Here is a 26135-nt window from a genome sequence, read left to right as displayed (position 1 = left end):
CCCGCGACGTGCGGGATTCGGCCCTTTTGTCTTGCTCGGCGCCGTAGCGCGCGTTGCTCAGTTCAGCGCAGCACGCCGTACGACGAACTCGGCCGGCGCAGCGCGTCGATGCTCGCGCCGCCGGCACCGGTGACGAACAGCAGCAGGAACCCGCCGGCGATCGCGACGTTCTTCCAGAAATGGATCACCATGTCGTGCTGGACGGCGGCGTTCGTCGCGTCCCAGAAATTGTGCCCGACCATCGCGGTCGCGATCGTGTAGACCGCCAACAGCAACGCGAGCGGCCGTACCTTGTAGCCGACGATCAGCAGCAGGCCGCCGAGCCCCTCTATCGCGACGACGATCGGCGCGACGACCTGTTGATAGGGCACGTTCATCCCGTGCAGATACGCGACGAAGTCGCTGTAGCCGAGCAGTTTCATCACGCCGCCCCACAGGAACAACGCCGCCAGCGCCAGGCGCGCGAAAAAAATGACGCCGGAATCGACGGAACGCGTCATGCCTCTCTCCTCGTATGCAATTCGGCCGTCCGCGCGGGGCGCGCCCGAGCGGTTCGGCGCCGCGCGACCCTGCGGGGCCCGCGGCAAATGGGCCAGCATAGACAGAGTTTCGGCCGTGTCCAAGAAAAAGGTTGTAGCAAATCTTTACACGGCGGCGGCCGCGCAGCCCGAAGGCGGCGGGATCAACAGGCGTTTAGCCCGCGTCGCTCAACAACACGCCCTTCTTGAAGATGAAGCAGCCGTAGCCGCGCAGCTCGCCGGTGACGATCACCGCGTAAGCCTGCTGCGCGCGCTCGTAGAACGCGAACCGGTCGACACCCGCAAGCGGCACCGCGCGCCCTTCCGCGCGGTCGATCTCGGCCTGCACCTCGCGCTGCACGGGCGGCACCGCCGCCGCATCGCCGACGACTTCCATCCGCCACGCGGGCGTGTCGACGAACGTGTCGAGCGGCAGCACGGACAACACCGCACGCACGACGCGCGCCGAATCCGCGCCGTCGATCCGCAATGCGCGGCCGACCACCGTGTGCTCCGCGACGGATTCCGCCGGGAAGTTTGCATCGCAGATCGCGATTTCGTCACCGTGGCCCATCGCGCGCAGCGTGTGCAGGATGTCGGCGTGCAGCAGCGGGTCGAGATTCTTCAGCATGTCGGCTAGTCTCCGGGATCAGGAACGAACCGCATAACGTTACCCGATCCCGGTGGCCGCTGCGCGTGCATCGCTCGCGTCACGACGCCGCGGCCGGCATTTCGTCGATGAAACCCGTCACCGACGCGAGGCGGCCCGACGCGTCGACGGTACCGAAGTCCGAACCCTTCACGATCGCCGCGCCATCGGGCGACACGAGCGCCCACGAGAAGCGCAGATGCGGGCCGAACCCGTCGACGTCGGTCGTGCGGCGGAAGCGGAACGCGGGGAAGCGCGCCTGCACGGCCGCGATCATCGCGTCGATGCCTGCGTGGCCGTCGCCGGTCATCAGCGGATCGCGATAGGCCGCGTCGCTCGCGTAGGTCGCATCGATCAGCGCGCGGCGGCGCGCGACGTCGGGTTCGTTCCAGGCGTCGATGTAGCGGTCGATCAGGTCGGCGTGAACGGACGAAGCGGATTGGGCGGTGTTCATGGCGAGGCTCCTTGGGTCGATGAGAGGACGATGTCGCGAACGTCGCGTGTTGCGTATTGCGTGTTCGCGTGCAGACATCGTCGCCGGCCTCGCGCGGTCGGTCGATTACGTGACAGGTAAGGAATTCGCACCGTCTGCGCGAGAGGTGCTGCGTGCGCCGGATCGCGAATTCGCCGCCGCAATGACAACGGGCGCCCGAAGGCGCCCGCATCGTTCGGCGGCAACGGCCGCGCGCGTCAGGTCACCGGCGCCGGGTTGAACAGCGTCAACGCATTCGCGAGCTTCCATTGCTCGGCCCACGTGCGGCGCTTGCCGCTCGCGACGTCGAGCATCAGCCGGAACAGTGCCCAGCCCGTGTCCTCGATCGTGGCCGCGCCGGTCGCGATCTGCCCCGCGTCGAGATCCATCAGGTCGTGCCAGCGGCGCGCGAGATCGCTGCGCGTCGCGACCTTGATCACCGGCACCTGCGCGAGGCCGTACGGCGTGCCGCGGCCGGTCGTGAAAATATGCAGGTTCATCCCGGCCGCGAGCTGCAGCGTGCCGCAGATGAAGTCGCTCGCGGGCGTCGCCGCATACAGCAGTCCCTTCTGCTTCGCGCGATCGCCGGGACGCACGACGCCGGCGATCGGCGCGCTGCCCGACTTCACGATCGAGCCCATCGCCTTCTCGACGATGTTCGACAGGCCGCCCTTCTTGTTGCCGGGCGTCGTGTTCGCGCTGCGGTCGACGCGGCCGCGCTGCAGGTAGCGGTCGTACCAGTCCATCTCGCGGATGATCTCGCGCGCCACGTCCTCGTTCGCCGCCCGTGACGTGAGCTGCGCGACACCGTCACGCACTTCCGTCACCTCGGAGAACATGATCGTCGCGCCCGCACGCACCAGCAGGTCGGCCGCGAAGCCGACGGCCGGGTTCGCGGTGAGCCCCGAGAACGCGTCGCTGCCGCCGCACTGCACGCCGACGACGAGATCCGATGCCGGGCACGTCTCGCGGCGGCGGCGGTTGAGCCGCTCGAGATGCGATTCGGCCATCTTCATGATCGAGTCGATCATCGAGTTGAAGCCGACGTGCGCGGCGTCCTGCAGGCACACCACGCCGCCGTTGTCGGTCGCACCGTCGGCCGCGACCGGAATCGTGCCGGGCGGCAGCAGGCGCTCGGGCTGCAGCTTCTCGCAGCCGAGGCTCACGGTCATCACCTCGCCGCCGAAGTTCGGATTCAGGCTGATGTTGCGTAGCGTGCGAATCGGGATGTCGGCGTCGGGCGCGTCGATCGCCACGCCGCAACCGTACGTGTGCTCGAGCCCGACCACGTCGTCGACGTTCGGGTAGCGCGGCAGCAGCTCGTCCTTGATCCGCTTCACCGCGTGCTCGACGACGCCCGACACGCACTGCACGGTCGTCGTGATCGCGAGGATGTTGCGCGTGCCGACCGAGCCGTCGGCGTTACGGAAACCCTCGAACGTATAGCCTTCGAGCGGCGGCAGCGGCGGCGCGGCGCGGGTGGCAAGCGGCAGGTCGTCGAGCCCCGGCGGTTCGGGCATGCGCATCGTGCGTTCGTTGACCCAGCTGCCGCGGCGCAGCTCGACCAGCGCATAGCCGATCACCACGTTGTAGCGGACGATCGGGTCGCCGGCCGCGAGGTCGACCAGCGCAACCTTGTGCCCCTGCGGCACGCCTTCGCGCAACGTCAGCCCGTCGGCGAACGTCGCGCCCTCGGGCAAGCCGCCGTCGTTGACGACGATCGCGACGTTGTCGTCCGGATGCACACGGATATAGAGCGGGGAAGCAGTCATCGGAATTCCAGGAGGCTGTCTGCGATATCGTTAGTCATCATACGACATTCAACCTCAGTCGACGATGCTGCGTAAACCCTTATCCGGAAAGACCCTACCCCTGACCCGCCAGCAAACCGCTTGCGCCGCTCTTTCTTGCGTTGTACGATGACATACAACGACATCGCCAATTCGGCTCGTATGCCGTTCCCGACGAACCAGCACTCGCGCTAGACGGACGACCCCAACCATGACCTCACCGCAAGAACTCAAACAGATCATCTCCCACGGCCTGCTATCGTTTCCGCTGACGGATTTCGACGCCGACGGCAGCTTCCGCCCGTCCACCTATGCCGAGCGCCTGGAATGGCTCGCGCCATATGGTGCGAGCGCGCTGTTCGCGGCCGGCGGCACCGGTGAATTCTTCTCGCTCACGCAGCGCGAGTATTCGGACGTGATCCGTGTCGCGACGGAAACCTGCAAGGGCAAGGTTCCGATCCTCGCCGGCGCGGGCGGTGCGACGCGCGTCGCGATCGAATATGCGCAGGAGGCCGAGCGCCTCGGCGCGAGCGGCGTGCTGCTGATGCCGCACTACCTGACCGAAGCCAGCCAGGAAGGGATCGCCGACCACGTCGAGCAGGTGTGCCGTGCGCTGAAGATCGGTGTCGTGGTGTACAACCGCGCGAATTCGAAGCTGAACGCCGACATGCTCGAGCGCCTCGCTGATCGTTGCCCGAACCTGATCGGCTTCAAGGACGGTGTCGGCGAAATCGAAAGCATGGTGACGATCCGCCGCCGCCTCGGCGACCGTTTCGCCTACCTCGGCGGCCTGCCGACGGCTGAAGTCTATGCGGCCGCGTACAAGGCGCTCGGCGTGCCGGTGTATTCGTCGGCCGTGTTCAACTTCATCCCGAAGACGGCGATGGCATTCTACGAAGCGATCGCGAAGGACGACCACGCCACGGTCGGCCGCCTGATCGACGAATTTTTCCTGCCGTACCTGAAGATCCGCAATCGCCGCGCGGGCTATGCGGTCAGCATCGTGAAGGCGGGCGCGAAGCTCGTCGGCCATGACGCAGGCCCGGTGCGTGCGCCGCTCGTCGACCTGACCGATGAAGAAGCGGCCGAGCTCGACGTGCTGATCAAGAAGATGGGCCCGCAGTAAGCGGCGTTCGCTGGCAGCGCGCGATCTTCATCGGCGCCGCACGCCGGCGCCCCCGCGCGCCGTATCCGCATCACGCAATGGCCGCGCGGCTCGACGAGCCGGCGCGGCCATTGCGTTACATCTGCGCGATCGCGCCGATGATCCGCTGACGCACGCCGGCGAGCGTGCGCTGCGTCTCGTCGATTCCCTTGCGCGCCGCGATCGGCCGGCCGCGCGCGGGCGACTCGGCACCCACGATCTGTTCCAGCACGTCGCGATCGACGACCGCATCGAAGAACCGCCCGACCGTCAACATCGCGTACTGCTTCGCGGTCGCGAGATGCGTGTTGGCCTGCGTCAGTTCTTCGGCGCGCTGCGCACCGTTGGGCTCGTCGATGCTGCGGCGGTGCTTCAGCGCGAACACCACCGCCTCCATGTCGTGCCTGAAACGCTCGACGGCCCTGCCGAAGGTCAACGAATGCGGATCGGAACCCGCGACGGGCCGCCCCTGGTTGATCGTCACATCGAATTCACTGCCGCCCAGCTCGCGCTGCAGGGTGAACAGCGCGTCGGCCAGCACGCGCCCTTCGCTGTATTCGCCGATCTGGGTACGGACCGATTTCGCGACGTCGCCGATCGCTTTCCACAACCCGGCCGCGAACAGGTGGTCGCCACGTTTGCTGATGTTCATGATGCCGTTCCCTCTTGGTCTTTTTTCTGGATCTCTCAGGTTTCGCCTGCGGGTCGGTCGACCCGGGGCTCCGGTACTGTATGAGAAATTCCGGCGACACGGAAGACGGCGAGATCAACGACCGCCTTTGCCCACACGACGACGCCGGCGCTCGCCCCGGACACCGGCCCCTCTATGCCGCCTCGGCACGATCCAGATTCATTGCACCCTCGCGTGCAGGCATCAGCATCAGCATCAATTGATGCGATAGTTGATGCTTCGATCCTTTCCGGAGGCGCGCCATGCGCACGACCTTGTCCCTTGACGACGCCCTGCTTGCCAAAGCGCAGCAATTAACTGGGGTGACCGAAAAATCGACCTTGGTGAAAGAAGCGCTGCGCGCGTTGATCGCCCGCGAAAGCGCCCGGCGGCTCGCCCGTCTCGGCGGCACCGAACCTGACCTCGAATCCATCCCACGGCGCCCGTCGGAGCCAGCATGATTCTTTTCGACGGCACGCCGCGCATCCCGCCCACTGACGCGGCGAGATCGGCACTACCCAAACCTGCCATGCAAAAAAGGCGGAAGCGGCTCACCGGCCACTTCCGCCTTTTCGTCTGTTGCAACCGGCAAGCACCCAGGCTCACCAGTCGCAATAAAACGCTCCCTCAATCGAGGTGCGTCATCACTCCGCCTTGCCGTCCCGCAGCCGCGGAATCGCGAGCGGATTGCTTTCCTGCAACCCTTCCGGCAGCAGATCGTCCGGGAAATCCTGGTAGCACACCGGCCGCAGGAAGCGCTCGATCGCCGTCGCGCCGACCGACGTGACGGCCGGGTTCGACGTGGCCGGGAACGGCCCGCCGTGCACCATCGCGTCGCACACCTCGACGCCGGTCGGGTAGCCGTTGACCAGCAGGCGGCCCGCCTTGCGTTCGAGGATCGGCAGCAGCCGGCGCGCGAGCGGCTTGTCGTCGGCGTCCATCTGCAGCGTGGCCGTCAGCTGGCCTTCGAGTGCTTCGAGCACGCGCGCGACTTCGTCGAGATCACCGCAACGCACGATCAGCGACGCCGGCCCGAACACCTCGTGGCTGAATGCCGGCTCGGCCAGGAACGCCTGCGCACCGACTTCGTACAGCGCGCCGCCGGCCTGGCAGTCGGTCTGCGCCGCCTCGCCCGCGCCGATTTCGCGCACGCCCGGCAGTTCGGCCAGCTTGCCGCGGCCGTTGCGATACGCATCGGTGATGCCGCGCGTGAGCATCACACCGGCCGGCTTCTTCGCGAGCGCCTGCGCGGCGACCGTCTCGAAGCGGTCGAGATCAGGGCCGTCGATTGCGAGCACGAGGCCCGGGTTGGTACAGAACTGGCCGACGCCGAGCGTCAGCGAATCGACGAAGCCCGTCGCGATCGCGTCGCCGCGCGCGGCCAGCGCAGCCGGGAACAACACGACCGGGTTGATGCTGCTCATTTCCGCATAAACGGGAATCGGCTGCGGACGCGCGTTCGCGTGCTGCACGAGCGCCATCCCGCCCTGCCGCGACCCGGTGAAACCGACGGCCTGGATCGCCGGATGGCTGACCAGCGCCGCGCCGATCACGCGGCCGGGGCCGACCAGCAGCGAGAACACGCCGGCCGGCATGGCGGTTTTCGCGACGGCGGCGCGGATCGCGCGGCCAACCAGCTCGGACGTGCCGAGGTGCGCCTCGTGCGCCTTCACGATCACCGGGCAGCCGGCCGCGAGCGCCGACGCGGTATCGCCGCCCGCCACCGAGAATGCGAGCGGGAAATTGCTCGCGCCGAACACGGCGACGGGCCCGAGCGCGACTTTCTGAAGCCGCAGGTCCGAACGCGGCAGCGGCGTGCGCGCCGGCTGCGCGGGATCGATCGACGCGGCGAGGAAGCGCCCGTCGCGCACGACACGCGCGAACAGCCGGAGCTGGCCGACGGTACGGCCGCGCTCGCCTTGCAGCCGCGCGACGGGCAGGCCCGTTTCGGCGTGCGCGCGCTCGATCAGCGCGTCGCCGAGCGCGACGATTTCATCCGCGATCGCTTCGAGAAACGCCGCGCGGGCCGCGAGCGGCTGCGTGCGGTACGCATCGAACGCGTCGCGTGCGAGCTCGCACGCGCGGTCGACGTCGGCCTGCGTCGCGACGCCGAACACCGGGGCCTCGATTGGCGCGCCTTTCGTCGGGTCGAACGCCAGCAAGGTGCCTGCCGAGCCGGCCACCGCTTCGGCGCCGATCAGCATCTCTCCTGTCAGTTGCATGGGATGTGCTCCGTGGTTCGGGAATGGATTGCTCATTGTAGCGCAACAGATACGATGTCTGCCGACAACCTCGCATCATTCGCGCCGCCTGCGAAGGCGCCGACGATACACGCGCAAGCCTTGTCCGGCCAGCATATCGCGACTTTCCCACACTGTGACGACGATCCCCAAAGGGAAAACCCGAGGTTTCTGAATCCGGGCATTCTCAATAAACTTTCGCTCATGTCATACGACGACGTACATTTAAAGTGAGCAATCAGACCTCCCCTCGCGAGCTTCCGCTCGACCTCGCGCGCACCGCGCGCCGGACCGCCGTGCGCTACTGGATCCTCGCGATGCTGTTCGTCGTCACGACGCTCAACTATGCGGACCGCGCGACGCTGTCGATCACCGGCACGCCGATCCGCAAGGCGTTCGGCATCGATCCGGTGACGATGGGCTACATCTTTTCGGCGTTCAGTTGGGCGTACGTGCTCGCGCAACTGCCGAGTGGCTGGCTGCTCGACCGCTTCGGCGCGCGGCGCGTGTATGCGGCCAGCATCTTCCTGTGGTCGGCGTTCACGCTGCTGCAAAGCACGATCGGCCTCGGCGGCAGCGCCGCGTTCGCGGTCGCCGCGCTGTTCGCGATGCGCTTCGCGGTCGGCATCGCCGAAGCCCCGGCCTTTCCGGCGAACGCGAAGGTCGTGGCGAGCTGGTTCCCGACCGCCGAGCGCGGCACCGCGTCGGCGATCTTCAACGCCGCGCAGTACTTCGCGGCCGTGGTGTTCTCGCCGCTGATGGCGTGGCTCACGCATGCGTATGGCTGGCACCAGGTGTATCTGTGGCTCGGCCTTGCGGGCATCGCGCTCGCGTTCCTGTGGCTGCGGGTCATGAAGGATCCGGCCGACCATCCGGCCGTGAACCGAGCGGAACTCGAGCATATCGAGCAGGGCGGCGGACTGGTGCGCACCGCCGCGCGCAGCAGCAACGGCGCGCGCTCGGAAGGCAGCCGCGTGGCCGGCTGGTACTACGTGCGCCAGCTGCTGTCGAACCGGATGCTGATCGGCGTGTACCTCGGCCAGTACTGCGTGAACGTGCTCACCTACTTCTTCCTCACGTGGTTCCCGATCTACCTCGTGCAGGCGCGCGGGATGTCGCTGCTGAAGGCCGGCTTCATGACGTCGCTGCCCGCGATCTGCGGGTTCCTCGGCGGCGTGCTCGGCGGGATGCTGTCGGACGGGCTGATCCGTCGCGGTGTGTCGCTCACGCTCGCGCGCAAGATCCCGATCGTCGGCGGGATGGCGCTGTCGATGGTCATCATCGGCTGCAACTACGTCGACAGCGAAGTGCTGGTGATCGCGCTGATGGCCGTGTCGTTCTTCGGCAAGGGGATCGGCTCGCTGGGCTGGGCCGTCGTCGCGGATACCGCGCCGAAGGAAGCGATCGGCCTGTCGGGCAGCCTGTTCAACATGTTCGGCAACACGGCCGGCATCGTCGCGCCGATCGCGATCGGCTACCTCGTCGGCGCGAGCGGCTCGTTCAACGGCGCGCTCGTGTTCGTCGGGCTGAACGCGCTCGTCACCGTATTCAGCTATCTCGTGATCGTGAAGGACATCAAACGCGTCGAACTGCGTCATCGCGACGCCTGACGCTCGGCTTCAAGACAAAACGACGGCGGCCGCATAAAACGGCCGCCGTCGTTGCATTCGACCGCCGGTATCCGCGGTCAGATCGACGAATGCGCGACGCGCAGCATGTCGTGCACGCCCGACGTCATCAGCGCGAGGAACGCGAGCAGGCCCACGTAGCAGAGCGCGTACGTCGTCTTCGTCTCGATCGACGTCGCGTAGTACACGCGGTTCTCCGGCGCGTCGGGGTCGTAGCGCCACGCACGCTTCAGCTGCGGCAGCGCGAGGATCGCCATCACGATCAGCAGCGGGCTCGGGCGGTACACGAACAGCGCGATCAGCACCGGCACGCCCGCAAACCAGATGCGCGGCGACAGCACCGCGGTGATCCGCCCGCCGTCGAACGGCGACAGCGGAATCATGTTGAACAGGTTCAGGAAGAAGCCGGTGTACGACAGCGCGAGCAGCAGGTTGCTGTCATAGTGGCGCGCGGCCGCGTAGCAGGCCAGCGCACCGAGCGTGCCGACGAACGGCCCGGCGAGCCCGACGTACGCCTCGGTTTCCGCGTCGTGCGGCATCTCCTTCAGCTGGATCCACGCGCCGACGAACGGGATGAAGGTCGGCAACCCGACGTCGAGCCCGCGCCGCTGCGCGGCGATGTAATGGCCGGCCTCGTGCACCAGCAGCAGCGCCACGAAACCGGCCGCGAACCGCCAGCCGTAGAACACCGCGTAGACCGCGATCGACGCCAGCATGGTGCCCGCCGACACGAGCACCTTGCCGAGCTTGAGGCCGCCGAAGATCAGCAGCAACAGCTTCGTCATTCCTTGCGCTCCATGCCGGATGCGTCGGAGACGCTGGATGCCTCCGCGACGGCCGGCACCGCGGCCGCCTTCGGCTTGCGCCCGAAGAAGCGCTTCAACGCCGCGCCGCCGGCCAGCAGCGCGACCGCGCCGATCTTGAAGAACTTCACCGCGAACGCGCCGATCAGCGCGAGCAGGCCAAGCTTCTTCGCGCCGACACCGACGATCAGCGCCGCAAGGCCGTACTCGGCGACGTGGTCGGTCGACTTGTTGAAATCGGCGTAGCGCTTGCCGTCGTTGAAGCGGATGTTCGACAGCAGCTCGTCGGCCGACGCCTTGTATTTCGGCAGGTCGGCAAGCGTCGACGCCATCGTCAGCGACAGGTAGCCGTCACGGCCGAGCACCAGCGTCCGGTAGTTCACGCCGTCGTTCTCGGCATTCGGGGCCGCGCCCTTGTCGCGGATGATCGCGGACCACACGAGCCGGTGCGTGGCCGCGTCGTAGGCGGGCGCCTTCGCCCAGCCGACCACCTCGGTCTCCGGCAGGCCGCGCTCCTTGCGCCCCGGGTTGTCTTCCTCGGTGCCGGACTGCAGGCTCTTCAGCAGCTCGTCGGGTTTCCAGTCCTTTGCATCGTCATCGCGGATATAGCCGCTCGGCTCGAACGACACGACCGAGATCCAGTCGGCATCGGGATCATCGGGCAGCACGAGGCCGACCAGCTTGGATTCGTCGATCGAGTTGCCCATCGAGCGCAGGTAGCGGCCGGCTTCGGCGGCCGGCACGAACGATTCGCCGGCTTTCAGCTTCAGCACGGCTTCGTGTTTCACGTCGATGTCGGTCGGGCCCTTCACGACCGCGTCGTTGGCGGCCGCGGCGGCGGCCCTCATTTCCACCTGCGCAGCTTCGGTCTGCGCGTGGCCGGTGGTCGCGGCGAATGCAAGCGTCGCCACGCAGGCGAACCGGACGGCAAGTTTTTTCATTGTTGGATTCCCCTGGAATGCCTTGTCGTAAATATGCACGGCACCGGCCCAGGCGCTTTCAATCGCGGGGCCGGCGTCGTCTCTCAGTTGGCACGGGGGCTATGGTAACGCAGCGCGGTGACACGTCCGGGGAACGGCGAGATGCTTACGTCGCAGGTAATGTCCATGGTGCGCGGGATTGCCTATCATCTGCTGCATGAACCCGACCGCCGCCCTCCATTCGCCCTCCCCGTCCGCCGGCCGCGCGCCCGGTATCGGCCCGCTGCTGCGCACGTGGCGGCAACGCCGGCGCCTGAGCCAGATGGCGCTTGCGCTCGACGCGGAAGTCTCCGCGCGCCACCTGAGCTTCGTCGAATCGGGCCGCGCGCAGCCGAGCCGCGAGATGGTGCTGCATCTCGCGGAGCGTCTCGACGTGCCGCTGCGCGAACGCAATGCGCTGCTCGTCGCGGCCGGCTTCGCGCCGCTGTTCCGAGAACGGCCGTTTTCGGATCCGCAACTGGATGCCGCACGCCATGCGGTCGAAGCGGTGCTGCGCGGCCACGAGCCCTACCCGGCGCTCGCCGTGGACCGCCACTGGACGCTGCTCGCCGCGAACCGGATGCTCGGCGCGCTGGTCGCGCAGGCCGACCCGGCGCTGCTGCAGCCGCCCGTCAACGTGCTGCGGCTGAGCCTGCATCCGGACGGGCTCGCGTCACAGATCGTCAACTGGCACGAATGGCGCGCGCACATCCTGCATCGGCTGCAGCGGCAGATCGATGCGAGCGGCGACCGCACGCTGCACACGCTGCGCGACGAACTCGCCGCATATCCGGCGCCGGCCGGCCAGCCCGACGACACGCAGGCGCGCACCGACTTCGCGGATATCGCCGTGCCGCTGCGGCTGCGCACGGCGGCCGGCGAGTTGACGTTCTTCAGCACGACGACGGTGTTCGGCACACCGGTCGACGTGACGCTGTCGGAACTCGCGATCGAGGCGTTCTTCCCGGCGAACCCGGAGACGGTGGACGCGATGCGGGCGCTGGCGGACGCGTTGCCGGCGGAGTAATGTCGGCGTGCGGGTCGGCGGCGTGCACATCCCGCTCTCGTCGGATCGTTGCGTTTGCACACTACAATGAGCGCCATCCGCGCCGGACCTCGCCATCGCGTTTGCCACGGGCCGGACGGCCCGTGTCAGCTCCTCCGTTGACGATGCCGGCATGTCCTGGCTTTGCCGGGGCAAGACTCATCATGAATCCGCTCAGGCACTCGCCGCCCCCATGATTCCTGCTCCGCTTTTCTCCGGCGCCTTCCTCGCCATTCTCGGCATTTCGTTTCTGGCGACTGTCGCCGTGCTGCTTTGGGTCGTCACGCTGACGTTTTCTCCCGATGCGCGACGCGCATTTCGCGCGCGCTGGATACGCAAGTCCGTCCTGCTCGGCGTGCTCTGCTGGATGAGCAGCTTGTTCGTCGCGTTGGCAATCGCTTATTTGAAGATCGATCTGGATGCACGAAAGAAAGACGCCGCGGAACATCCCACGCTGGAAAAGACCACCCGGCTGATGGGCATCGACATGCCGCCCGGCACCCAACTGTCGCTCGGCACCGCCGGCGACATGCATTCGTTCGACACAGCCGTGTTTCCGCGCGAGGTCGATGTCTACGGCATCCCCGCCAAGGCGGTGGAGGTCCGGTCGGAATTCGACGACGAAGCGCCGCGGAACGACGGGAGCCCCGTCCACCTCACTGCGCTGGGGCTGACGATCACCGGCCCCCGCTCGCTCGACGGATGGGTGTGCGATGCAGGCCAACCGATGGAAATCGTCTTGCGCAACGACGCCCGGACCAGGTCGCTGTGGTGGTGTCGTCTGGCCGACGGCAATCGGGTAGCCGACGCCATCGTTCCGGCCGGATCGGACTTGATCCGTGACACGACCACCTATGGCGACGGTCTGCGCGACGACGACTACTGGCGTATCGATGTTGCCCAAGGGGGCGTATTTCAACTGGCGGGGCTGGCGCTGCACGGCGCGAGACTGCGACTCGACCGGCAGCATCGCATCGTCGCCTTCACATCTGCGACGCTGGCACGCGCAATCGACATCGGCGGCATCCACTACCCCGCCGGGACCGCGGTCTCCTCCGCGTTGCGCGGGCTCCGCGAGAAGTATCCCGGCGCCTGGGTCTTCACACCGACGCGCGGTCAGCCGGCGATCAGCATAACCAATGGGCCGATCGCCGAAGGCATGTCGATCGTCCAGGCGCCGTCGGGAAAGACCTACGCGCTCGTGCGGGATGCGGCTTACTGAGCGGACGCTGAACCGGGCCGCACATCGTTCGGGTCAAGCCACCGCATCAAGAAACGCGACCGGCTGCCCGACCGGCCGCCCATTCAGCGCCTCGTCGCGCACGACAACCTGCCCGCGCACGACCGTATGCACGGGCCACCCCGTGACCGCGCAGCCGTCGTACGGCGTCCAGCCGCTCACGCTCGCGATCCATTCGTCGCGAATGGTTCGCCGCGCACGCAAGTCGACGATGCTGAAATCGGCGTCGTAGCCCGCCGCGATCCGCCCTTTCCCCGCGATGCCGAAGATCCGCGCCGGCCCGGCGCTGGTCAGGTCGACCAGCCGCGCGAGGCTCAGGCGGCCCGCATGCACGTGATCGAGCATCAGCGGCAGCAGCGTCTGCACGCCGGTCATCCCGCCCGGTGACTGCGGATAGGGCCGGCGTTTCTCATCGCGCGTGTGCGGCGCATGATCGCTGCCGATCACGTCGACCACGCCATCGCGAACGGCCTGCCACAGCGCATCCTGATGATGCCGCTCGCGCACCGGCGGATTCATCTGCGCGAACGTACCGAGCCGCGCGTAGCAATCGGGCGCGTGCAAGCTCAGGTGATGCGGCGTGACCTCGACGGTCACGCGATGCCGGTGCGGCGCGAGGAACGCCATTTCCCCGGCGGTGGACACGTGCAGCACATGCAGCCGGCGGCCCGTTTCGGCAGCAATCCCGACGATGCGCCGCGTCGCCGCCAGCGCGCTTTCCTCGTCGCGCCAGCGAGGATGATCACGCACGTCGCCGCTCGCTTCCACGAGCGCCCGGCGCTCGCGCAACCGCGCCTCGTCCTCCGCGTGCACGGCCATGCGCCGCCGTCCGTTGCGCACGATCCGGCGCAACACGGCTTCGTCGTCGGCCAGCAGATCGCCGAACGAACTGCCCATGAAGACCTTCACACCCGCGCAGCCCGGCAGGTTTTCGAGCGCCGGCAGCCGTTCGGCGTTCGCGGCCGAGCCGCCGATATAGAACGCGTAGTCGCACCACGCACGGCCGCACGCGAGATCCAGCTTGGCCTGCAGATCCTGCGCGGTCAGCGTCAGCGGATGCGTGTTGGGCATCTCGAAGATCGTCGTGACGCCGCCGAGCACCGCGCCGCGCGTGCCGGCCTCGAAGGTCTCCTTGTGCGTGAGGCCCGGTTCGCGGAAATGCACCTGGCTGTCGACGACGCCCGGCAGCACATGCAGGCCGCCGGCATCCAGCAGGACGTCGGCGCGCCACGTGCCGTGCAACGCGCCCAATGCGACGACACGGCCGTCCACGCACGCAATGTCGATCTGCTCGGCCCCGTTGGGTGTCATCACCGTGCCGCCATGCACGAGCAGGTCGGCGTGACGTCGCTTCAGCGCGTCGCTCGCGCCCCCTTCACGTCTGTTGCGCTCGTCCATCACTCAGAACTCGTTCTGGATGTGCTTGTAGCCCAGCACCAGCGCATTGTTCGTGCGTGCAACGTCCTCTGAGAAATCGCTCGCGTCGGCCGTCACCTGCGGCAACGCGGCGAGATCGGTTTCCGGCCCGATGCGCTCGGTCGAACGCACGTAGAAACCCGGCGGCAGGTGGCAGCCGTCGACGACCGCGTTGTAGCGCACCACGCAGCCGTCGTCGATCGTGCAGTTGAACAGCACGCTGTTGAAGCCGACGAACACGCCGTTACCGACCTTGCACGGCCCGTGGACGATCGCGCGATGCGCGATCGACGTGTTCTGGCCGATGGTGACGCTCGCGCCCGACTTCGAATGGATCACCACGCCATCCTGGATGTTCGAATGCGCGCCGATCACGATCGGCGCGATCCGGCCGCCGGCATCCGTTTCGTCGGCACGGATCACCGCGTACGGGCCGATGAACACGTTCTCCTCGACGATCACGAGCCCGCACAGAATGGCGGTCGGATCGACGAAGGCGCTCGGGTGAATCTGCGGCAGGTCGCCGCGCGGATTCTTTCTGATCATCAGGATTCCTGCCTTGAAATGGAACGGCCGCGCTTGATCCGTTCGAACAGGCCCGGATCGCGCCACTGTCCGGCGATGGCCGGCGCGAACACGATGTCGTCCAGGTCGATGCGGCCCATGCGCGGGTTGAACGCATCGTCGCGAAAGCACTGCGCGTAACCGGTCTCGGTCTCGTGAACGATGATCGAATGCAGCCGCACGTCGGCTTCGCCGTTCGTCATGCGGGTGCAGGACAGCGCCGCATCGACGAGGCGAAAGAACACGCGCGAGAACTGCTCGGCGCTCGGCGACACGGGCAGCAGCACCCAGCGCTCGGAATGCCGGCGCATGCTCTCGACATAGCAAGGATCGTCATCCGACCACAGCGTCACTGCGTGGTCGAACGCGTCGATCAGGTCACGCACGTCGCCCTTGAGCAGCCCGAAGTCGTAGATCATCTGCCCGTGATCCAGCGCGTGCGCTTCGAGCAGCAGCTCGACGCGGTACGAATGGCCGTGGATCGAATGCGAGCAGCGCCGCGTGCTGCAGCCGCGCACGATATGCGCGTTCTCGAAGCGGAACAGCTTGCGGATCAGCATGCGTCGGCGCCTTCGTGAACCGGCGCGGCCCAGGCCACCGCATCGTGCGGATGCAGGCTTTCCAGATGACGCACGTGCACGCGCGGGGTCGCATGGTGGCCGTCCAGCGCGGCCTGGACCCGGCGCGCGGCATCCTCGACGAACATCAGGTTGCCGCCGTTCAGCACCGCGAATGCCTGCTCGTCCGCGCGCTTGACGGCCGTCTGCACCGGCGTGCCGAGCGCGTGCTCGATGCGATCAATGAGGTCGATCAGCCCCAGCGTCGCACCATCGGCGGGCAGCGCCACGCTGACGACGGCTTCGCTGCGCTGGCTGTGCGGCGTGGCCGCCGTCGCGTACCGTTTCAGCCACGCGGCGACTGCCGCCGGCTCTACGCGATCGTCGCGGCCGAACGCCGCCAGGAACGCCTGCTCGACCCAGTGCCGCGACAGCGCGGCGGAGCACGGGCACGTCGACGAATAGACGACCGTCACCTGCGCGCGCAGCTCGAACCGGGAGCCGGTCAGCGTCGCGTCGATCCGGACCGGATAGGCCTTCCATCCGGCCAGCCCGTCCGTCACCAGCGCGGCGCGGCGTGCCAGCAGGTCGAAGCGCAACCGTAGCCGCGCGCTGCGCGTGTCGCAGTCGCGATGGCTGTCGACCATCGCGTGCAGCGCATGCTGCAGGCCGGCCGGCGACAGCGCCGCGCCATCGCCGAGCCCGTCGAGCAGCCGGTACAGTCGCGACATGTGGATGCCCTTCACGTGCGGCGCAGGGAGATCGACCTGCACGTCGGCGCGCGCATGCAGGTCGCGCCGGCAGCCGGGCTCGGCCACTGCAACGGGCAGGTCGATGCCCTGCATGCCGACCCATTCGAGCGGGCGGCCGCCCGGCGCGGCATCGGTCAGGGAAATATCGGGAAGGGGTGCGTTCATGCTCGGAATCCGGTGGAGCGCCTTCTCCATCCGGATCGATGCAGGAAGCGCGTTCAGGTCAGGGCCAGTCGCGAAACGGGTTGTCCCACGTGGTCCAGTGTTCGGGGCCGGTGGCCATCTCGGCGTCGGTCAGCAGACACGCGTCGAAGCGCGCGCGCAGCGCGGGCTCGTCCATGTCCATGCCGATCAGCACGAGTTCCTGCCGTGCATCGCCGACGTGCTCGTCCCAGCGCGCACGGATCTGCGCGACGGCTTCCGCGTCCTGCGGCCAGCGCTCGGGCGGCGTGGCCGCCCACCAGTAGCCCGCCGGCCCATGCCGCGCGACCGCGCCGGCCTGCGACCACGAACCCGCGACGGTCGGGTGGGTGGCGAGCCAGAAGAACCCCTTCGAGCGGACGACGCCCGGCCATTCGCTTTCGACGAGATCGAAGAAGCGCTGCGGGTGGAACGGCCGACGCGCGCGATACACGAAGCTGCGGATCCCGTACTCGTCGGTCTCGGGCGTGTGCGTGCCGCGCATCTCCTGCAGCCAGCCCGGCGCACGCGATGCGGCTTCGAAGTCGAACAGGCCGGTGTCGAGCACGCGCTCGAGCGGCACTTTGCCGAATTCGGCGATCTCGATCCGTGCACGCGGGTTCAAGCCCCGCAGCAGTGCAACCAGCCGCTCGCGCGCGCTTGCGTCGATCAGGTCGATCTTGTTGATCACGATCACGTCGCAGAACTCGATCTGGTCGATCAGCAGATCGACGACCGTGCGCGCATCTTCGTCGCCCATCGATTCGCCGCGCGACTGCAGGCTGTCGCGCGATGCGTAGTCGCGCAGGAAATTGAACGCATCGACCACCGTCACCATCGTGTCGAGCCGCGCGACTTCGCCGAGGCTGCGGCCGTCCTCGCCTTCGAACGTGAACGTCTCGGCCACCGGCAACGGCTCCGAGATGCCGGTCGATTCGATCACGAGCTGGTCGAACCGCCCTTCGCGCGCGAGCCGGTCGACCTCGATCAGCAGATCCTCGCGCAACGTGCAGCAGATGCAGCCGTTGCTCATCTCGACCAGCTTCTCGTCGGTGCGCGACAGTCCCGCGCCGCCGTCGCGCACGAGCGCGGCGTCGATGTTGACCTCGGACATGTCGTTGACGATGACCGCGACACGCCGGCCCTCGCGATTGTTGAGGATGTGGTTGAGCAGCGTCGTCTTGCCGGCGCCGAGGAAGCCCGACAGGACGGTCACGGGAAGCCGCGTGGACGGGGGGAGTGCGGTACTCATCGGGCGATTCCGGAAGGAGGGTGGGCGATCATCGAGTGATACATTGTATCGCAACGATATAACATATCATTTCAAACGTCCAGCATGCCGGTTAGGTTTTGTCCGGAGCGGACCGCGCCGCTCCGGCATCACGCCGATTACGCCGTCACGTATAGAGCGACGCCTGCGGCAACTCGCCCGTCAGCGCGAACCGGCCCACATCCCGCAGCCGGTAATCGAGCGGATCGTGCAGCGTATGCGTGCGCGCGTTCCGCCAGAAGCGGTCGAGGCCGAGCGATGCGGCCGTCGCGCGTGCGCCGCAGGCGTCGAACAGCGCCTCGCCGTTCTCGAGCGCCGCGCGCTGCGCGACGATCTTCGCCTCCGATACCGCGAGCGCCACCTCGGCGCGCTCGTCCGCCGTCAGCGCATCCTGCCGCGCCCATGCACGCTGCAACGCGGCGGCCGCGCGATCGGCCAGCGCCGCCGCGGCGATCGCCCGCACACGCATGTCGCCGAAGCGTTGCAGCGTGTACGGATCGTCGCTCGCCTGCGCGACGTCCGACTGAATCCACGGGCGGCCATGCTTCAGCACGTAGTCGCGCGCTTCCGCCAGTGCGCCTTCCGCGAGCCCGACGAACAGGTTGGTCAGCACGAGCTGCGACACGAGCGTGCGCAGCGTCGCACGCGGGGTCGGCGGCGCCTCGGAACGGTGCAGCACTTCATCGGCCGCCAGCGCCACGCCGTCGAAGCGCACGCTGCCGCTGTCGGTCTGGCGCTGGCCGATCGGATCCCAGTCTTCGTTGACCGTGATCCCCGTGCGATCGGTCGGCACCACGCCGAACACGGTGCGGCCGGTGTCCGGATCGTGCGCGGACACCGTCATCCGCTGCGAGCCGCGCGTGCCCGAACAGAAGCCCTTCACGCCATCGAGCCGGTAGCCGCCGTCGGACGTCGCAGTGGCCACGAGCCGCGTGTCGAGCGGATTGACCGCATTGCCCCACCACCATTGCTGCTCGACCGTGCCGCGCAGATAGCGCTCGCGCTGCGCGGCGTTGCCCCACACGTCGACGCTCACCACCTGCAGGCACTGGAACCCGACGAGATGCGCGAGCGCACTGTCGACGCGCGCGATCTGCCGGATCGCATCGTAGATCTCGGGCCATGCGGCTTCCTGCCCGCCGAACGCACGCGGCACCGCGAGCGTCAGCAGGCCCGCCTCGGCGAGCCACTGCTTCTCCTGCGCCGCATGACCGCCCGCGCGGTCGCGCGCGGCGGCCGTGGTGCGCAACGCGTCGATCGCTCGCGCCAGCGCGGCGGGGTCGAAGGCGGGCGTATCGGTATCGGGCGCGAAGGTCGCCGGGCCGCGTGGATCGTTCATGCGACGGCTTCCTGCGCAACCGCTTCGCCCGACAGCAGGACGAGCGCGTCGAGCTGGCGGCCGGTCAGCCGCGACAGGATCTCGCGCCGCCAGTCGTCGTAGATCGCGCGGTATTCGGCGATATCCGCACCGAACACGTGCGCGGTATGCGCGTACTCGTCGTGCAGGTAATCGTCGAGCCGCGCCTGCGTTTCCTCGTCGGCCGCGATCACGCGATCGATCAGCGCGTCACGCTCGGCTGCCGGCAGCGCCTTCAGCGTGTCGAACCACCATTGGACGATCTGCACGCGATGCCACTCCTCGTCCGGCCGGATCCGGTTCTCGCCGTGCTCGCGCATCGCGGAATCGCCGATGCGGCCGGTCTTGCGCTGAATCCACAGCTTCGCGAGGATATGCAGCTCGTAGTGCCATTCGAACGCGAGAAAACCCGCGACGTCGCGCACCGCGATGTCGCCGATGCGCGCCCAATGCGCGGCGACGAGCCGGTCGACTTCCGGCAGCGGATCACGCCCCGTCAGTTCGGTCACGCGTTCGCGGCCGATCACCGCGTGCGCGCCGTCGTCGCCGAGCTGGCGCGACAAAATCAGCTGGAAATGCGGATCGTCGCGGAACAGCGTGTCGATCGCCTTCGCGACGACCTGCACGATGAACAGGTCGTGCGACGCCATCTTCGTGTAGTAGTCGGCGACGGCGGCCAGCTCGTCGCCGTGGCGCGGCTCGCGCGGCGGCGTCGCGAGTTTGTCGGGGAAGTCCGGACGATGGCGTCGCGCCACCTCCAGAAACAGCGCTTCCTCGAATTGTCCGTTCCATTCGCGCGGCGCGCCGATGGGCAAAGTCATAGTGTTCTTTCTCTCAGGATCATGAATGAAGCGAGCAGACGCTTGTGGCGTCGCTCAGGTACGCCGGGTCACGCGTCGGACCAGGCGGTCGCCCGTGATTTGCACGGCCGAGACGAGCGCGATCAGGATCACGATCACGGTCGCCATGACGGTGGTGTCGAAACGCTGGTAGCCGTAGCGGATCGCGAGATCGCCGAGGCCGCCCGCGCCGACGGCGCCCGCCATCGCCGTCGACCCGATCAGCGCGACGACGGTAATGGTGAAGCCGCCGAGCATGCCGGGCAGCGCTTCGGGCAGCAGCACGTGCCAGACGATGTGGCGGCGCTTCGCGCCCATCGCGAGCGCGGCCTCGATCAGCCCGCGGTCGACTTCGCGCAGGCTCACCTCGGCGATCCGCGCGAAGAACGGGATCGCGGCGATCGACAGCGGCACGACGGCCGCCCAGACGCCGATCGTCGTGCCGATCAGCACGCGCGTGAACGGCAGCAGCGCGACGAGCAGGATGATGAACGGCGTCGAGCGGAACACGTTGACGAGCGCGCCGAGCACCGCGTTCACGCCGCGCCGCTCGTAGATGCCGCCGGGCGCGGTCGTCACGAGGATCACCGCGAGCGGGATGCCGATCAGCGCGGCAATCACGGCCGACGCGGCAACCATCGACAGCGTGTCGCGGATCGCGTCGAGCAGTTCGGGCCACCAGAGGTCAAACATAGCCGAGCACCTCCGCGTGATTCGCGTGGCGGCGCGCGCGTTCCAGCAGCGCGGCCACCGCGCCGCCGCGGGCCGTCGATTGGCTTTCGTCGTCCGCACGCGGTGAGGCCGCGATCACGAGCCGCCCCTGCGCATGCCCCTGGATGCGTTCGATCCCGCCGTGCAGGAACCGCACCGAGCCGCCGAGCGCCACCGCGAGCGCGCCGACATCCGGCTCACCGCCGCTCTCGCCCGTATAGCGGACGTCGAGCACGACCTGCGCACCATCGGGCAACGCGGCCTGGTCGGGCAGCGGCTGCACGCGCGCGGCCAGTTCGGCCGGCAGGTCGTGCACGAGCGTGCTGAGCAGCGCGCGCGTCGCGCCGTGGCGCGGATCGCCGAACACGCGCCACACGGGGCCCGTTTCGACGACTTCGCCCTGTTCGATCACCGCGACCGTGTCACACACCGCGCGGATCACTTCCATCTCGTGCGTGATCAGCACGATCGTCAGCCCGAGGCGGCGGTTGATGTCGGCGAGGAGCGCGAGGATCGACTGCGTCGTCTCGGGATCGAGCGCCGACGTCGCCTCGTCGCACAGCAGCACCTCCGGATCGTGCACGAGCGCGCGGGCAATGCCGACGCGCTGCTTCTGCCCACCCGACAAGCTGGCCGGATACGCGTCGCGCTTCGCGGCGAGCCCGACCAGTTCGAGCAGCGCCTCGACCTTGCGCACGCGCTCGGCCTTCGGCACGCCGGCGATCTTCAGCGGCAGCGCGACGTTCTCGAACACCGTCTTCGCGGACAGCAGGTTGAAATGCTGGAACACCATGCCGGTGCGGCGCCGCAGCGCGACGAGCCCGTCCTCGTCGAGCGCGCCGACGTCGACGCCCTGCACGCGCACGCGGCCCGAACTCGGCCGTTCGAGCCCGTTCACGAGCCGCAGCAGCGTCGACTTCCCGGCGCCGCTGCGGCCGATGATCCCGAAGACCTCGCCGCGCCGCACGTCGAGCGTCACGTCGCGCAATGCAGCGGCCTGGCCGCGCGGGGTCGCGAACACCTTGCCGACCTGCTCCAGCGACACCGCGGCGCCGCCGGCGCGGGTCGATTCGGCCGACGCGGCCGCTTCGTCATGCGCCGTTGCCTCGGCGCCCGCACCTACCGCCGATGTCTCAATGAAACCCAGCGTATCGAACAATTGCGTCATCGCTTCGCTCCGTCACGTTCACGCATGCGCGGGATGCGCGGGTTCGGCCACGGCGGCCGGCCGGTGCTGCGCGCCGGTATGCCACGCGGGCAGGCGCGGGCCCGCGCCGAACAGCTTCTCGCGCAGCGTCGGCGCGGGATCGTAGTCTTCCTTGTAGACGCCGCGGTTCTGCAGCTCGGGCACGACCCAGTCGACGAAATCCTCGAACGACTCGGGCATCACGGTGCGCGTCAGGTTGAAGCCGTCGATGCCGGTCTCGTCGATCCACGACTGCAACTCGTCCGCGACCTGCGACGGCGAGCCGACGATCGGCGCATAGCGGCCGCCGAGCGACATCTGTTCGAGCATGCGCCGCACGGTCCACGTGCCGGTCGTGCTCTTGCGCGAGATCGCGTCGACGGCCGACTGGATCGAATCGGTCTTCACGTACGAGATCGGTTCGTCGAGGCCGTATTTCGCGAAGTCGATGCCGGTCGAACTCGCGAAATGCGCGAGGCCGGCTTCCGGGCTCGCGTAGCGCCGGTATTCGTCGAACTTTTCGCGGGCGAGCAATTCGGTCTCGGCGGTCACGACGCTCACGCCGGCAAAGATCTTGATCGAAGCCGGGTCGCGGCCCTGCCGTGCGGCGGCGGCGCGAATGTCGAGCGTGGCCGCGCGCGCGGCGGCCTTGCTTTGCCCATTCACGAACACGCATTCCGCGTGACGGCCCGCGAACTCGACGCCGCGTGCGGACGAACCGGCCTGATACAGCACCGGCGTGCGTTGCAGCGACGGCTCGCTCAGATGGATCGCGTCGATCGAGTAGAACGGCCCGTCGTGCTTCACGCGCCGCACCTTGCCCGGCTGCGCGAACACGCGCGCCTGCGCGTCGCGGATCACCGCATCGTCGTCCCAGCTCTGTTCCCACAGCTTGTAGACGACGTCCATGTAGTCGTCCGCGCGCTCGTAGCGGTCGTCGTGGCCGATCTGCTGCGCGAGGCCCATCCCGCGCGCGGCACTGTCGAGATAGCCGGTGACGATGTTCCAGCCCACGCGCCCTTTCGTCAGGTGATCGAGCGTCGACATCCGGCGCGCGAACAGGTACGGCGGCTCGTAGGTCAGGTTCGCGGTCACGCCGAAGCCGAGGTGCCGCGTGACCTGCGCCATCGCGGGCACGAGCAGCAGCGGATCGTTGACGGGCACCTGCACCGATTCGCGCAGCGCGGCGTCCGGGCCGCCGCCGAACACGTCGTACACGCCGACGATGTCCGCGAGAAAGATCCCGTCGAACTTGCCGCGTTCGAGCGTCTTCGCGAGGTCGGCCCAGTAGTCGAGATCGGTGTAGTGCGCGGAGCGGTCGCGCGGATGCGTCCACAGCCCGTGGTTGATGTGCCCGACGCAGTTCATGTTGAACGCGTTGAGCAGGATCTTCTTGCGGTTCGCCGTCGTCATGCCCGCCTCCGTCACCACGCGATCGCGTACAGCGAGCCGAACGCGTTGTCGAGCGCCTTGCGCACGGCCGGCGACTGCTGGTAGATCGCGATGAACTTGCGGATGCGCGGATCGTTCACGCTGTCGGGCCGCACGACCCACTGGATCGCGAAGATCTTGTTCTCGGTGCCGTCGAACAGCAGCGCGCTGTTCGGGTCGGTCGTGCCGGCGAGCTTGATGAAGCTCGGGTAGCCCTGCGCGAGATCGACGTCGTCGAGCGAACGCGCGAGCTGCGACGCTTCGAGCGGAATGATCTTCAGGTGCTTCGGGTTCGACACGATGTCGTGCGTCGTCGCGCGGTAGTCGGCGCCCGGCTTCAGCGTGATGAGCCCCGCGCGCTGCAGCAGCAACAGCCCGCGCCCGCCGTTCACCGGATCGTTCGCGATCGCGACCTTCGCGCCGTCCTTCAGCTCGCTGAAGCTTTTCACCTTCTTCGAATAGAGGCCGATCTTCATGATCGTGCCGGGTGCGATCGACACGAAGTTGTAGCCGCCCTGCTTGTTCGCGTTCTCGAGGAACGGGATGTGCTGGAAGTAGTTGACGTCGATGTCCTTGTTCGCGAGCGCCGCGTTCGGCGTATTCCAGTCGGTGAATTCGACGATCTTCACGTCGAGCCCCTGCGCCTTCGCCTCCTTCGCGGCGACCTTCAGCGCCTCGATCTGCGGGCTGGTCGAGATACCGACCTTCAGCGGCGCGGTGTCGGCCTGCGCGCCATTGAGCAACACGACGCCAAGCACGGCGGCAGCCAGCAGACGCGCGACGCGGCCGGCGGAAAAGCGGGCGGAAAAAACGGCATGCAGCATGAAACCACTCTCCTGTCCAAAGACGGTATCGACGGATGAGCGACGCCGCGGCGAACGCTCGGGCGTTCTCCGGACAGAGGTCATCGCATCGGAAAAGGATCAGCCGATGATAGAGAGCGGCGGGTGGGCGGTCTACGAAGCGATTGTGCGAAGAAAATCGCGCGCCGCGATATGCGGGCGGCCATGCGGGATCGGGGGCCTGACCGGGCGCTTGGCCGGCCGCCAGGCCGAAATCTCGGCCTGAGCGCCGGGCGAATTCCGAAATCTCGGCCAACCGGTCGGGCCACCCTTTCCGCAGACGAAACAAACCCCTTATAAATCAATGCATTAAAAATATTCCGGCAGGCCGCATTTCTGGCACGGGGGTTGCGTAATAGACGGCACACGATGCCGCGAAGCCATGCAGGCATACCAACATCAGGAGACACGTCTTGCAGACCTCTATCCATACCCCGTCCCATCCGGAGCCGGTTTCCGACGCCGTCGCCGCCCCGCGCGAGCGCTTCTGGCCGGAAGGCTGGTGGAAACTGATGGAAATCCGCATCGGCATCATTCCGCTGCCCGTCTACTTCATCCTGCTCGCGCTGATCGTCGGCTTCTCGGTGACCGGCAAGGTGCCCGGCGAGATCTCGATGGCGATCGCGGTGCTCGCGTTCTTCGGCTTCACCTGCGCGGAACTGGGCAAGCGCCTGCCGCTCTTGCGCAACATCGGCGCGGCCGCGATCTTCGCGACCTTCGTGCCGTCGGCGCTCACGTACTACCATGTGCTGCCCAAGCCGGTACTGAACCTGACCGTCGAGTTCACGAAGTCGACCAACTTCCTGTACTTGTTCATCGCGTCGATCATCGTCGGCAGCATCCTGAGCATGGATCGCCGCGTGCTGATCCAGGGCTTCGTGAAGATCTTCATCCCGCTCGCGGCCGGCTCGGTCGCGGCCGCGATCGTCGGCACGGCGGTCGGCACCGCGCTCGGCCTCGGCGCGCGCCACACGCTGCTGTACATCGTCGTGCCGATCATGGCTGGCGGCGTCGGCGAAGGCGCGATTCCGCTGTCGATCGGCTATTCGGAACTGATGCACCTGCCGCAAGGCGAGATGTTCGCGATGGTGCTGCCGCCGGTGATGCTCGGCAGCCTGACCGCGATCATCCTGTCGGGCGCGCTCGACATGCTCGGCAAGCGCCTCCCGCACCTGACCGGCAACGGTCGCCTGCAGGTCGGCGAATCGGGCGACATGACGCCCGAGAACGAGGAAATCCGCGGCCACGTCGACGTCTCGCACATCGCGGGCGCCGGCATCACGGCCATCACGCTGTATCTGGTCGGCCTGATGGCGCACAAGCTGTTCGGCCTGCCCGCGCCGGTCGCGATGCTGTTCCTCGCGGTGCTCGTGAAGCTCGCGCGCGCGGTATCGCCGCCGCTGCAGGAAGGCGCGTTCGTCGTCTACAAGTTCTTCTCGACCGCCGTCACGTATCCGCTGCTGTTCGCGATCGGCGTCGCGATGACGCCGTGGGACAAGCTGACCGCCGCGTTCACGATCGTCAACGTCGTCACCATCGTGTCGACCGTCGCGACGCTGATGGGCACCGGTTTCGTGGTCGGCCGCCTGATGAAGATGTACCCTATCGACACCGCAATCGTGAACGCCTGCCACAGCGGGCAAGGCGGCACCGGCGACGTCGCGATCCTGACTGCCGCGAACCGGATGCAGCTGATGCCGTTCGCGCAGATCGCGACGCGTATCGGCGGCGCGATCGTCGTCACGGTCACGCTGATCCTGATCGCCCACTTCGGATGACGCGCCGCCGCGCGCACCGTCGCGCAGGCCGCTTTGCACGCGCCGCCGCCGGCCTAGCCGGCGCGCGGCGCGCGTCGTTCGGGGCGTCGTTCCG

Annotated in this window: 25 protein-coding genes; 6 read left to right on the top strand and 19 right to left on the bottom strand. The window is 67.8% G+C overall.

The window, feature by feature from the left end:
• Positions 1 to 62 precede the first annotated feature (62 nt).
• The 4 genes from F3J15_RS09420 to garD all read right to left on the bottom strand — a co-directional run bounded on the left by F3J15_RS09420 (position 63) and on the right by garD (position 3411).
• On the bottom strand, positions 63 to 500 hold the full coding sequence (locus tag F3J15_RS09420; RefSeq protein WP_089448475.1) for a DoxX family protein: 438 nt from the start codon (positions 498 to 500) through the stop codon (positions 63 to 65).
• Positions 501 to 693: 193 nt separating this feature from the next.
• Positions 694 to 1149: an RbsD/FucU family protein gene (locus F3J15_RS09415; RefSeq protein ID WP_166890090.1), complete on the bottom strand. Its 456-nt coding sequence runs from the start codon at positions 1147 to 1149 to the stop codon at positions 694 to 696.
• A 79-nt stretch (positions 1150 to 1228) separates the two neighbouring features.
• Positions 1229 to 1621, bottom strand: a complete 393-nt coding sequence (locus tag F3J15_RS09410) for a nuclear transport factor 2 family protein (protein ID WP_166890085.1) — start codon at positions 1619 to 1621, stop codon at positions 1229 to 1231.
• A gap of 236 nt (positions 1622 to 1857) precedes the next feature.
• Positions 1858 to 3411 carry a galactarate dehydratase gene (gene garD / locus F3J15_RS09405; RefSeq protein WP_166890082.1) on the bottom strand — a complete coding sequence of 518 codons (1554 nt, stop codon included), beginning with the start codon at positions 3409 to 3411 and terminating at the stop codon, positions 1858 to 1860.
• A 229-nt stretch (positions 3412 to 3640) separates the two neighbouring features.
• Here garD and kdgD point away from each other — a divergent pair, with 229 nt between their 5' ends.
• A complete protein-coding gene (gene kdgD, locus F3J15_RS09400) occupies positions 3641 to 4555 on the top strand; it encodes a 5-dehydro-4-deoxyglucarate dehydratase (RefSeq protein WP_011546881.1) in 915 nt (304 codons plus the stop codon).
• Between the two features lie 115 nt (positions 4556 to 4670).
• Here the strand turns inward: kdgD and F3J15_RS09395 are convergent, their stop codons facing one another.
• Positions 4671 to 5225 carry a hypothetical protein gene (locus F3J15_RS09395; protein ID WP_166890079.1) on the bottom strand — a complete coding sequence of 185 codons (555 nt, stop codon included), beginning with the start codon at positions 5223 to 5225 and terminating at the stop codon, positions 4671 to 4673.
• 281 nt (positions 5226 to 5506) lie between these two features.
• On the opposite strand from F3J15_RS09395, the gene F3J15_RS09390 reads away from it, so the two are divergent.
• Complete coding sequence (locus F3J15_RS09390; RefSeq protein ID WP_166890076.1) at positions 5507 to 5704, top strand: type II toxin-antitoxin system VapB family antitoxin; 198 nt, start codon at positions 5507 to 5509, stop codon at positions 5702 to 5704.
• A 183-nt stretch (positions 5705 to 5887) separates the two neighbouring features.
• Here the strand turns inward: F3J15_RS09390 and F3J15_RS09385 are convergent, their stop codons facing one another.
• Positions 5888 to 7465 (bottom strand): aldehyde dehydrogenase (NADP(+)), encoded by a 1578-nt coding sequence (locus tag F3J15_RS09385; RefSeq protein ID WP_166890073.1) that lies wholly within the window; start codon positions 7463 to 7465, stop codon positions 5888 to 5890.
• A gap of 248 nt (positions 7466 to 7713) precedes the next feature.
• Between F3J15_RS09385 and F3J15_RS09380 the strand changes: the two genes are divergently transcribed.
• A complete protein-coding gene (locus F3J15_RS09380; protein ID WP_166890070.1) occupies positions 7714 to 9093 on the top strand; it encodes an MFS transporter in 1380 nt (459 codons plus the stop codon).
• 77 nt (positions 9094 to 9170) lie between these two features.
• On the opposite strand, the gene F3J15_RS09375 is transcribed toward F3J15_RS09380, so the two are convergent.
• Both F3J15_RS09375 and F3J15_RS09370 read right to left on the bottom strand, forming a co-directional pair.
• A complete protein-coding gene (locus tag F3J15_RS09375; RefSeq protein ID WP_069252547.1) occupies positions 9171 to 9896 on the bottom strand; it encodes a site-2 protease family protein in 726 nt (241 codons plus the stop codon).
• Complete coding sequence (locus F3J15_RS09370; protein ID WP_166890067.1) at positions 9893 to 10855, bottom strand: DUF2167 domain-containing protein; 963 nt, start codon at positions 10853 to 10855, stop codon at positions 9893 to 9895. The genes F3J15_RS09375 and F3J15_RS09370 overlap by 4 nt, the downstream gene beginning before the upstream one ends.
• A 196-nt stretch (positions 10856 to 11051) precedes the next feature.
• On the opposite strand from F3J15_RS09370, the gene F3J15_RS09365 reads away from it, so the two are divergent.
• Both F3J15_RS09365 and F3J15_RS09360 read left to right on the top strand, forming a co-directional pair.
• A complete protein-coding gene (locus F3J15_RS09365) occupies positions 11052 to 11900 on the top strand; it encodes a helix-turn-helix transcriptional regulator (protein WP_089484941.1) in 849 nt (282 codons plus the stop codon).
• 151 nt (positions 11901 to 12051) lie between these two features.
• On the top strand, positions 12052 to 13140 hold the full coding sequence (locus F3J15_RS09360; protein WP_166890064.1) for a hypothetical protein: 1089 nt from the start codon (positions 12052 to 12054) through the stop codon (positions 13138 to 13140).
• A 33-nt stretch (positions 13141 to 13173) separates the two neighbouring features.
• Here F3J15_RS09360 and F3J15_RS09355 read toward each other — a convergent pair whose 3' ends face one another.
• From F3J15_RS09355 to F3J15_RS09305, 11 genes are all read right to left on the bottom strand, one after another.
• Positions 13174 to 14556, bottom strand: a complete 1383-nt coding sequence (locus tag F3J15_RS09355; RefSeq protein WP_166890061.1) for a dihydroorotase — start codon at positions 14554 to 14556, stop codon at positions 13174 to 13176.
• A gap of 3 nt (positions 14557 to 14559) precedes the next feature.
• Positions 14560 to 15120 (bottom strand): carbonate dehydratase, encoded by a 561-nt coding sequence (locus tag F3J15_RS09350; protein ID WP_089448482.1) that lies wholly within the window; start codon positions 15118 to 15120, stop codon positions 14560 to 14562.
• Positions 15120 to 15698, bottom strand: coding sequence for a 6-carboxytetrahydropterin synthase (locus tag F3J15_RS09345; protein ID WP_166890058.1), 579 nt, complete (start codon positions 15696 to 15698; stop codon positions 15120 to 15122). Before F3J15_RS09345 ends, F3J15_RS09350 begins: the two co-directional genes overlap by 1 nt.
• Complete coding sequence (folE2, locus tag F3J15_RS09340) at positions 15692 to 16612, bottom strand: GTP cyclohydrolase FolE2 (protein ID WP_166890055.1); 921 nt, start codon at positions 16610 to 16612, stop codon at positions 15692 to 15694. The genes F3J15_RS09345 and folE2 overlap by 7 nt, the downstream gene beginning before the upstream one ends.
• 58 nt (positions 16613 to 16670) lie before the next feature.
• Positions 16671 to 17879 carry a zinc metallochaperone GTPase ZigA gene (gene zigA / locus F3J15_RS09335; protein ID WP_166890052.1) on the bottom strand — a complete coding sequence of 403 codons (1209 nt, stop codon included), beginning with the start codon at positions 17877 to 17879 and terminating at the stop codon, positions 16671 to 16673.
• A gap of 145 nt (positions 17880 to 18024) precedes the next feature.
• Positions 18025 to 19236 (bottom strand): acyl-CoA dehydrogenase family protein, encoded by a 1212-nt coding sequence (locus F3J15_RS09330; protein ID WP_166890049.1) that lies wholly within the window; start codon positions 19234 to 19236, stop codon positions 18025 to 18027.
• On the bottom strand, positions 19233 to 20075 hold the full coding sequence (locus tag F3J15_RS09325; RefSeq protein ID WP_166890046.1) for a hypothetical protein: 843 nt from the start codon (positions 20073 to 20075) through the stop codon (positions 19233 to 19235). The genes F3J15_RS09330 and F3J15_RS09325 overlap by 4 nt, the downstream gene beginning before the upstream one ends.
• A 54-nt stretch (positions 20076 to 20129) precedes the next feature.
• Complete coding sequence (locus tag F3J15_RS09320) at positions 20130 to 20786, bottom strand: methionine ABC transporter permease (protein WP_046546161.1); 657 nt, start codon at positions 20784 to 20786, stop codon at positions 20130 to 20132.
• Positions 20779 to 21972, bottom strand: a complete 1194-nt coding sequence (locus F3J15_RS09315; protein WP_166890043.1) for an ATP-binding cassette domain-containing protein — start codon at positions 21970 to 21972, stop codon at positions 20779 to 20781. The genes F3J15_RS09320 and F3J15_RS09315 overlap by 8 nt, the downstream gene beginning before the upstream one ends.
• A gap of 18 nt (positions 21973 to 21990) precedes the next feature.
• Positions 21991 to 23403: an LLM class flavin-dependent oxidoreductase gene (locus F3J15_RS09310; protein WP_069253048.1), complete on the bottom strand. Its 1413-nt coding sequence runs from the start codon at positions 23401 to 23403 to the stop codon at positions 21991 to 21993.
• Between the two features lie 11 nt (positions 23404 to 23414).
• Positions 23415 to 24245 (bottom strand): MetQ/NlpA family ABC transporter substrate-binding protein, encoded by an 831-nt coding sequence (locus tag F3J15_RS09305; RefSeq protein ID WP_166890040.1) that lies wholly within the window; start codon positions 24243 to 24245, stop codon positions 23415 to 23417.
• 431 nt (positions 24246 to 24676) lie between these two features.
• Here F3J15_RS09305 and F3J15_RS09300 point away from each other — a divergent pair, with 431 nt between their 5' ends.
• Complete coding sequence (locus F3J15_RS09300) at positions 24677 to 26041, top strand: 2-hydroxycarboxylate transporter family protein (protein ID WP_069252559.1); 1365 nt, start codon at positions 24677 to 24679, stop codon at positions 26039 to 26041.
• Positions 26042 to 26135: the final 94 nt, after the last annotated feature.

This window comes from Burkholderia sp. Ap-955, from assembly GCF_011753045.1.
GTDB lineage: Bacteria > Pseudomonadota > Gammaproteobacteria > Burkholderiales > Burkholderiaceae > Burkholderia > Burkholderia lata_D.
The sequence above is the reverse complement of the archived record's forward strand: the minus strand, read 5'-3'. Positions and strand labels throughout refer to the sequence as shown.

Coding starts and splice junctions, on each gene's coding strand:
- F3J15_RS09420 (WP_089448475.1), bottom strand. CDS start 500: ATGACGCGTTCCGTCGATTCCGGCGTCATTTTTTTCGCGCGCCTGGCG.
- F3J15_RS09415 (WP_166890090.1), bottom strand. CDS start 1,149: ATGCTGAAGAATCTCGACCCGCTGCTGCACGCCGACATCCTGCACACG.
- F3J15_RS09325 (WP_166890046.1), bottom strand. CDS start 20,075: ATGACTTTGCCCATCGGCGCGCCGCGCGAATGGAACGGACAATTCGAG.
- F3J15_RS09390 (WP_166890076.1), top strand. CDS start 5,507: ATGCGCACGACCTTGTCCCTTGACGACGCCCTGCTTGCCAAAGCGCAG.
- F3J15_RS09350 (WP_089448482.1), bottom strand. CDS start 15,120: ATGATCAGAAAGAATCCGCGCGGCGACCTGCCGCAGATTCACCCGAGC.
- folE2 (WP_166890055.1), bottom strand. CDS start 16,612: ATGAACGCACCCCTTCCCGATATTTCCCTGACCGATGCCGCGCCGGGC.
- F3J15_RS09355 (WP_166890061.1), bottom strand. CDS start 14,556: ATGGACGAGCGCAACAGACGTGAAGGGGGCGCGAGCGACGCGCTGAAG.
- F3J15_RS09370 (WP_166890067.1), bottom strand. CDS start 10,855: ATGAAAAAACTTGCCGTCCGGTTCGCCTGCGTGGCGACGCTTGCATTC.
- F3J15_RS09320 (WP_046546161.1), bottom strand. CDS start 20,786: ATGTTTGACCTCTGGTGGCCCGAACTGCTCGACGCGATCCGCGACACG.
- F3J15_RS09305 (WP_166890040.1), bottom strand. CDS start 24,245: ATGCTGCATGCCGTTTTTTCCGCCCGCTTTTCCGCCGGCCGCGTCGCG.
- F3J15_RS09330 (WP_166890049.1), bottom strand. CDS start 19,236: ATGAACGATCCACGCGGCCCGGCGACCTTCGCGCCCGATACCGATACG.
- garD (WP_166890082.1), bottom strand. CDS start 3,411: ATGACTGCTTCCCCGCTCTATATCCGTGTGCATCCGGACGACAACGTC.
- zigA (WP_166890052.1), bottom strand. CDS start 17,879: ATGAGTACCGCACTCCCCCCGTCCACGCGGCTTCCCGTGACCGTCCTG.
- F3J15_RS09410 (WP_166890085.1), bottom strand. CDS start 1,621: ATGAACACCGCCCAATCCGCTTCGTCCGTTCACGCCGACCTGATCGAC.
- F3J15_RS09345 (WP_166890058.1), bottom strand. CDS start 15,698: ATGCTGATCCGCAAGCTGTTCCGCTTCGAGAACGCGCATATCGTGCGC.
- F3J15_RS09375 (WP_069252547.1), bottom strand. CDS start 9,896: ATGACGAAGCTGTTGCTGCTGATCTTCGGCGGCCTCAAGCTCGGCAAG.
- F3J15_RS09360 (WP_166890064.1), top strand. CDS start 12,052: ATGTCCTGGCTTTGCCGGGGCAAGACTCATCATGAATCCGCTCAGGCA.
- F3J15_RS09315 (WP_166890043.1), bottom strand. CDS start 21,972: ATGACGCAATTGTTCGATACGCTGGGTTTCATTGAGACATCGGCGGTA.
- kdgD (WP_011546881.1), top strand. CDS start 3,641: ATGACCTCACCGCAAGAACTCAAACAGATCATCTCCCACGGCCTGCTA.
- F3J15_RS09365 (WP_089484941.1), top strand. CDS start 11,052: ATGAACCCGACCGCCGCCCTCCATTCGCCCTCCCCGTCCGCCGGCCGC.
- F3J15_RS09310 (WP_069253048.1), bottom strand. CDS start 23,403: ATGACGACGGCGAACCGCAAGAAGATCCTGCTCAACGCGTTCAACATG.
- F3J15_RS09395 (WP_166890079.1), bottom strand. CDS start 5,225: ATGAACATCAGCAAACGTGGCGACCACCTGTTCGCGGCCGGGTTGTGG.
- F3J15_RS09385 (WP_166890073.1), bottom strand. CDS start 7,465: ATGCAACTGACAGGAGAGATGCTGATCGGCGCCGAAGCGGTGGCCGGC.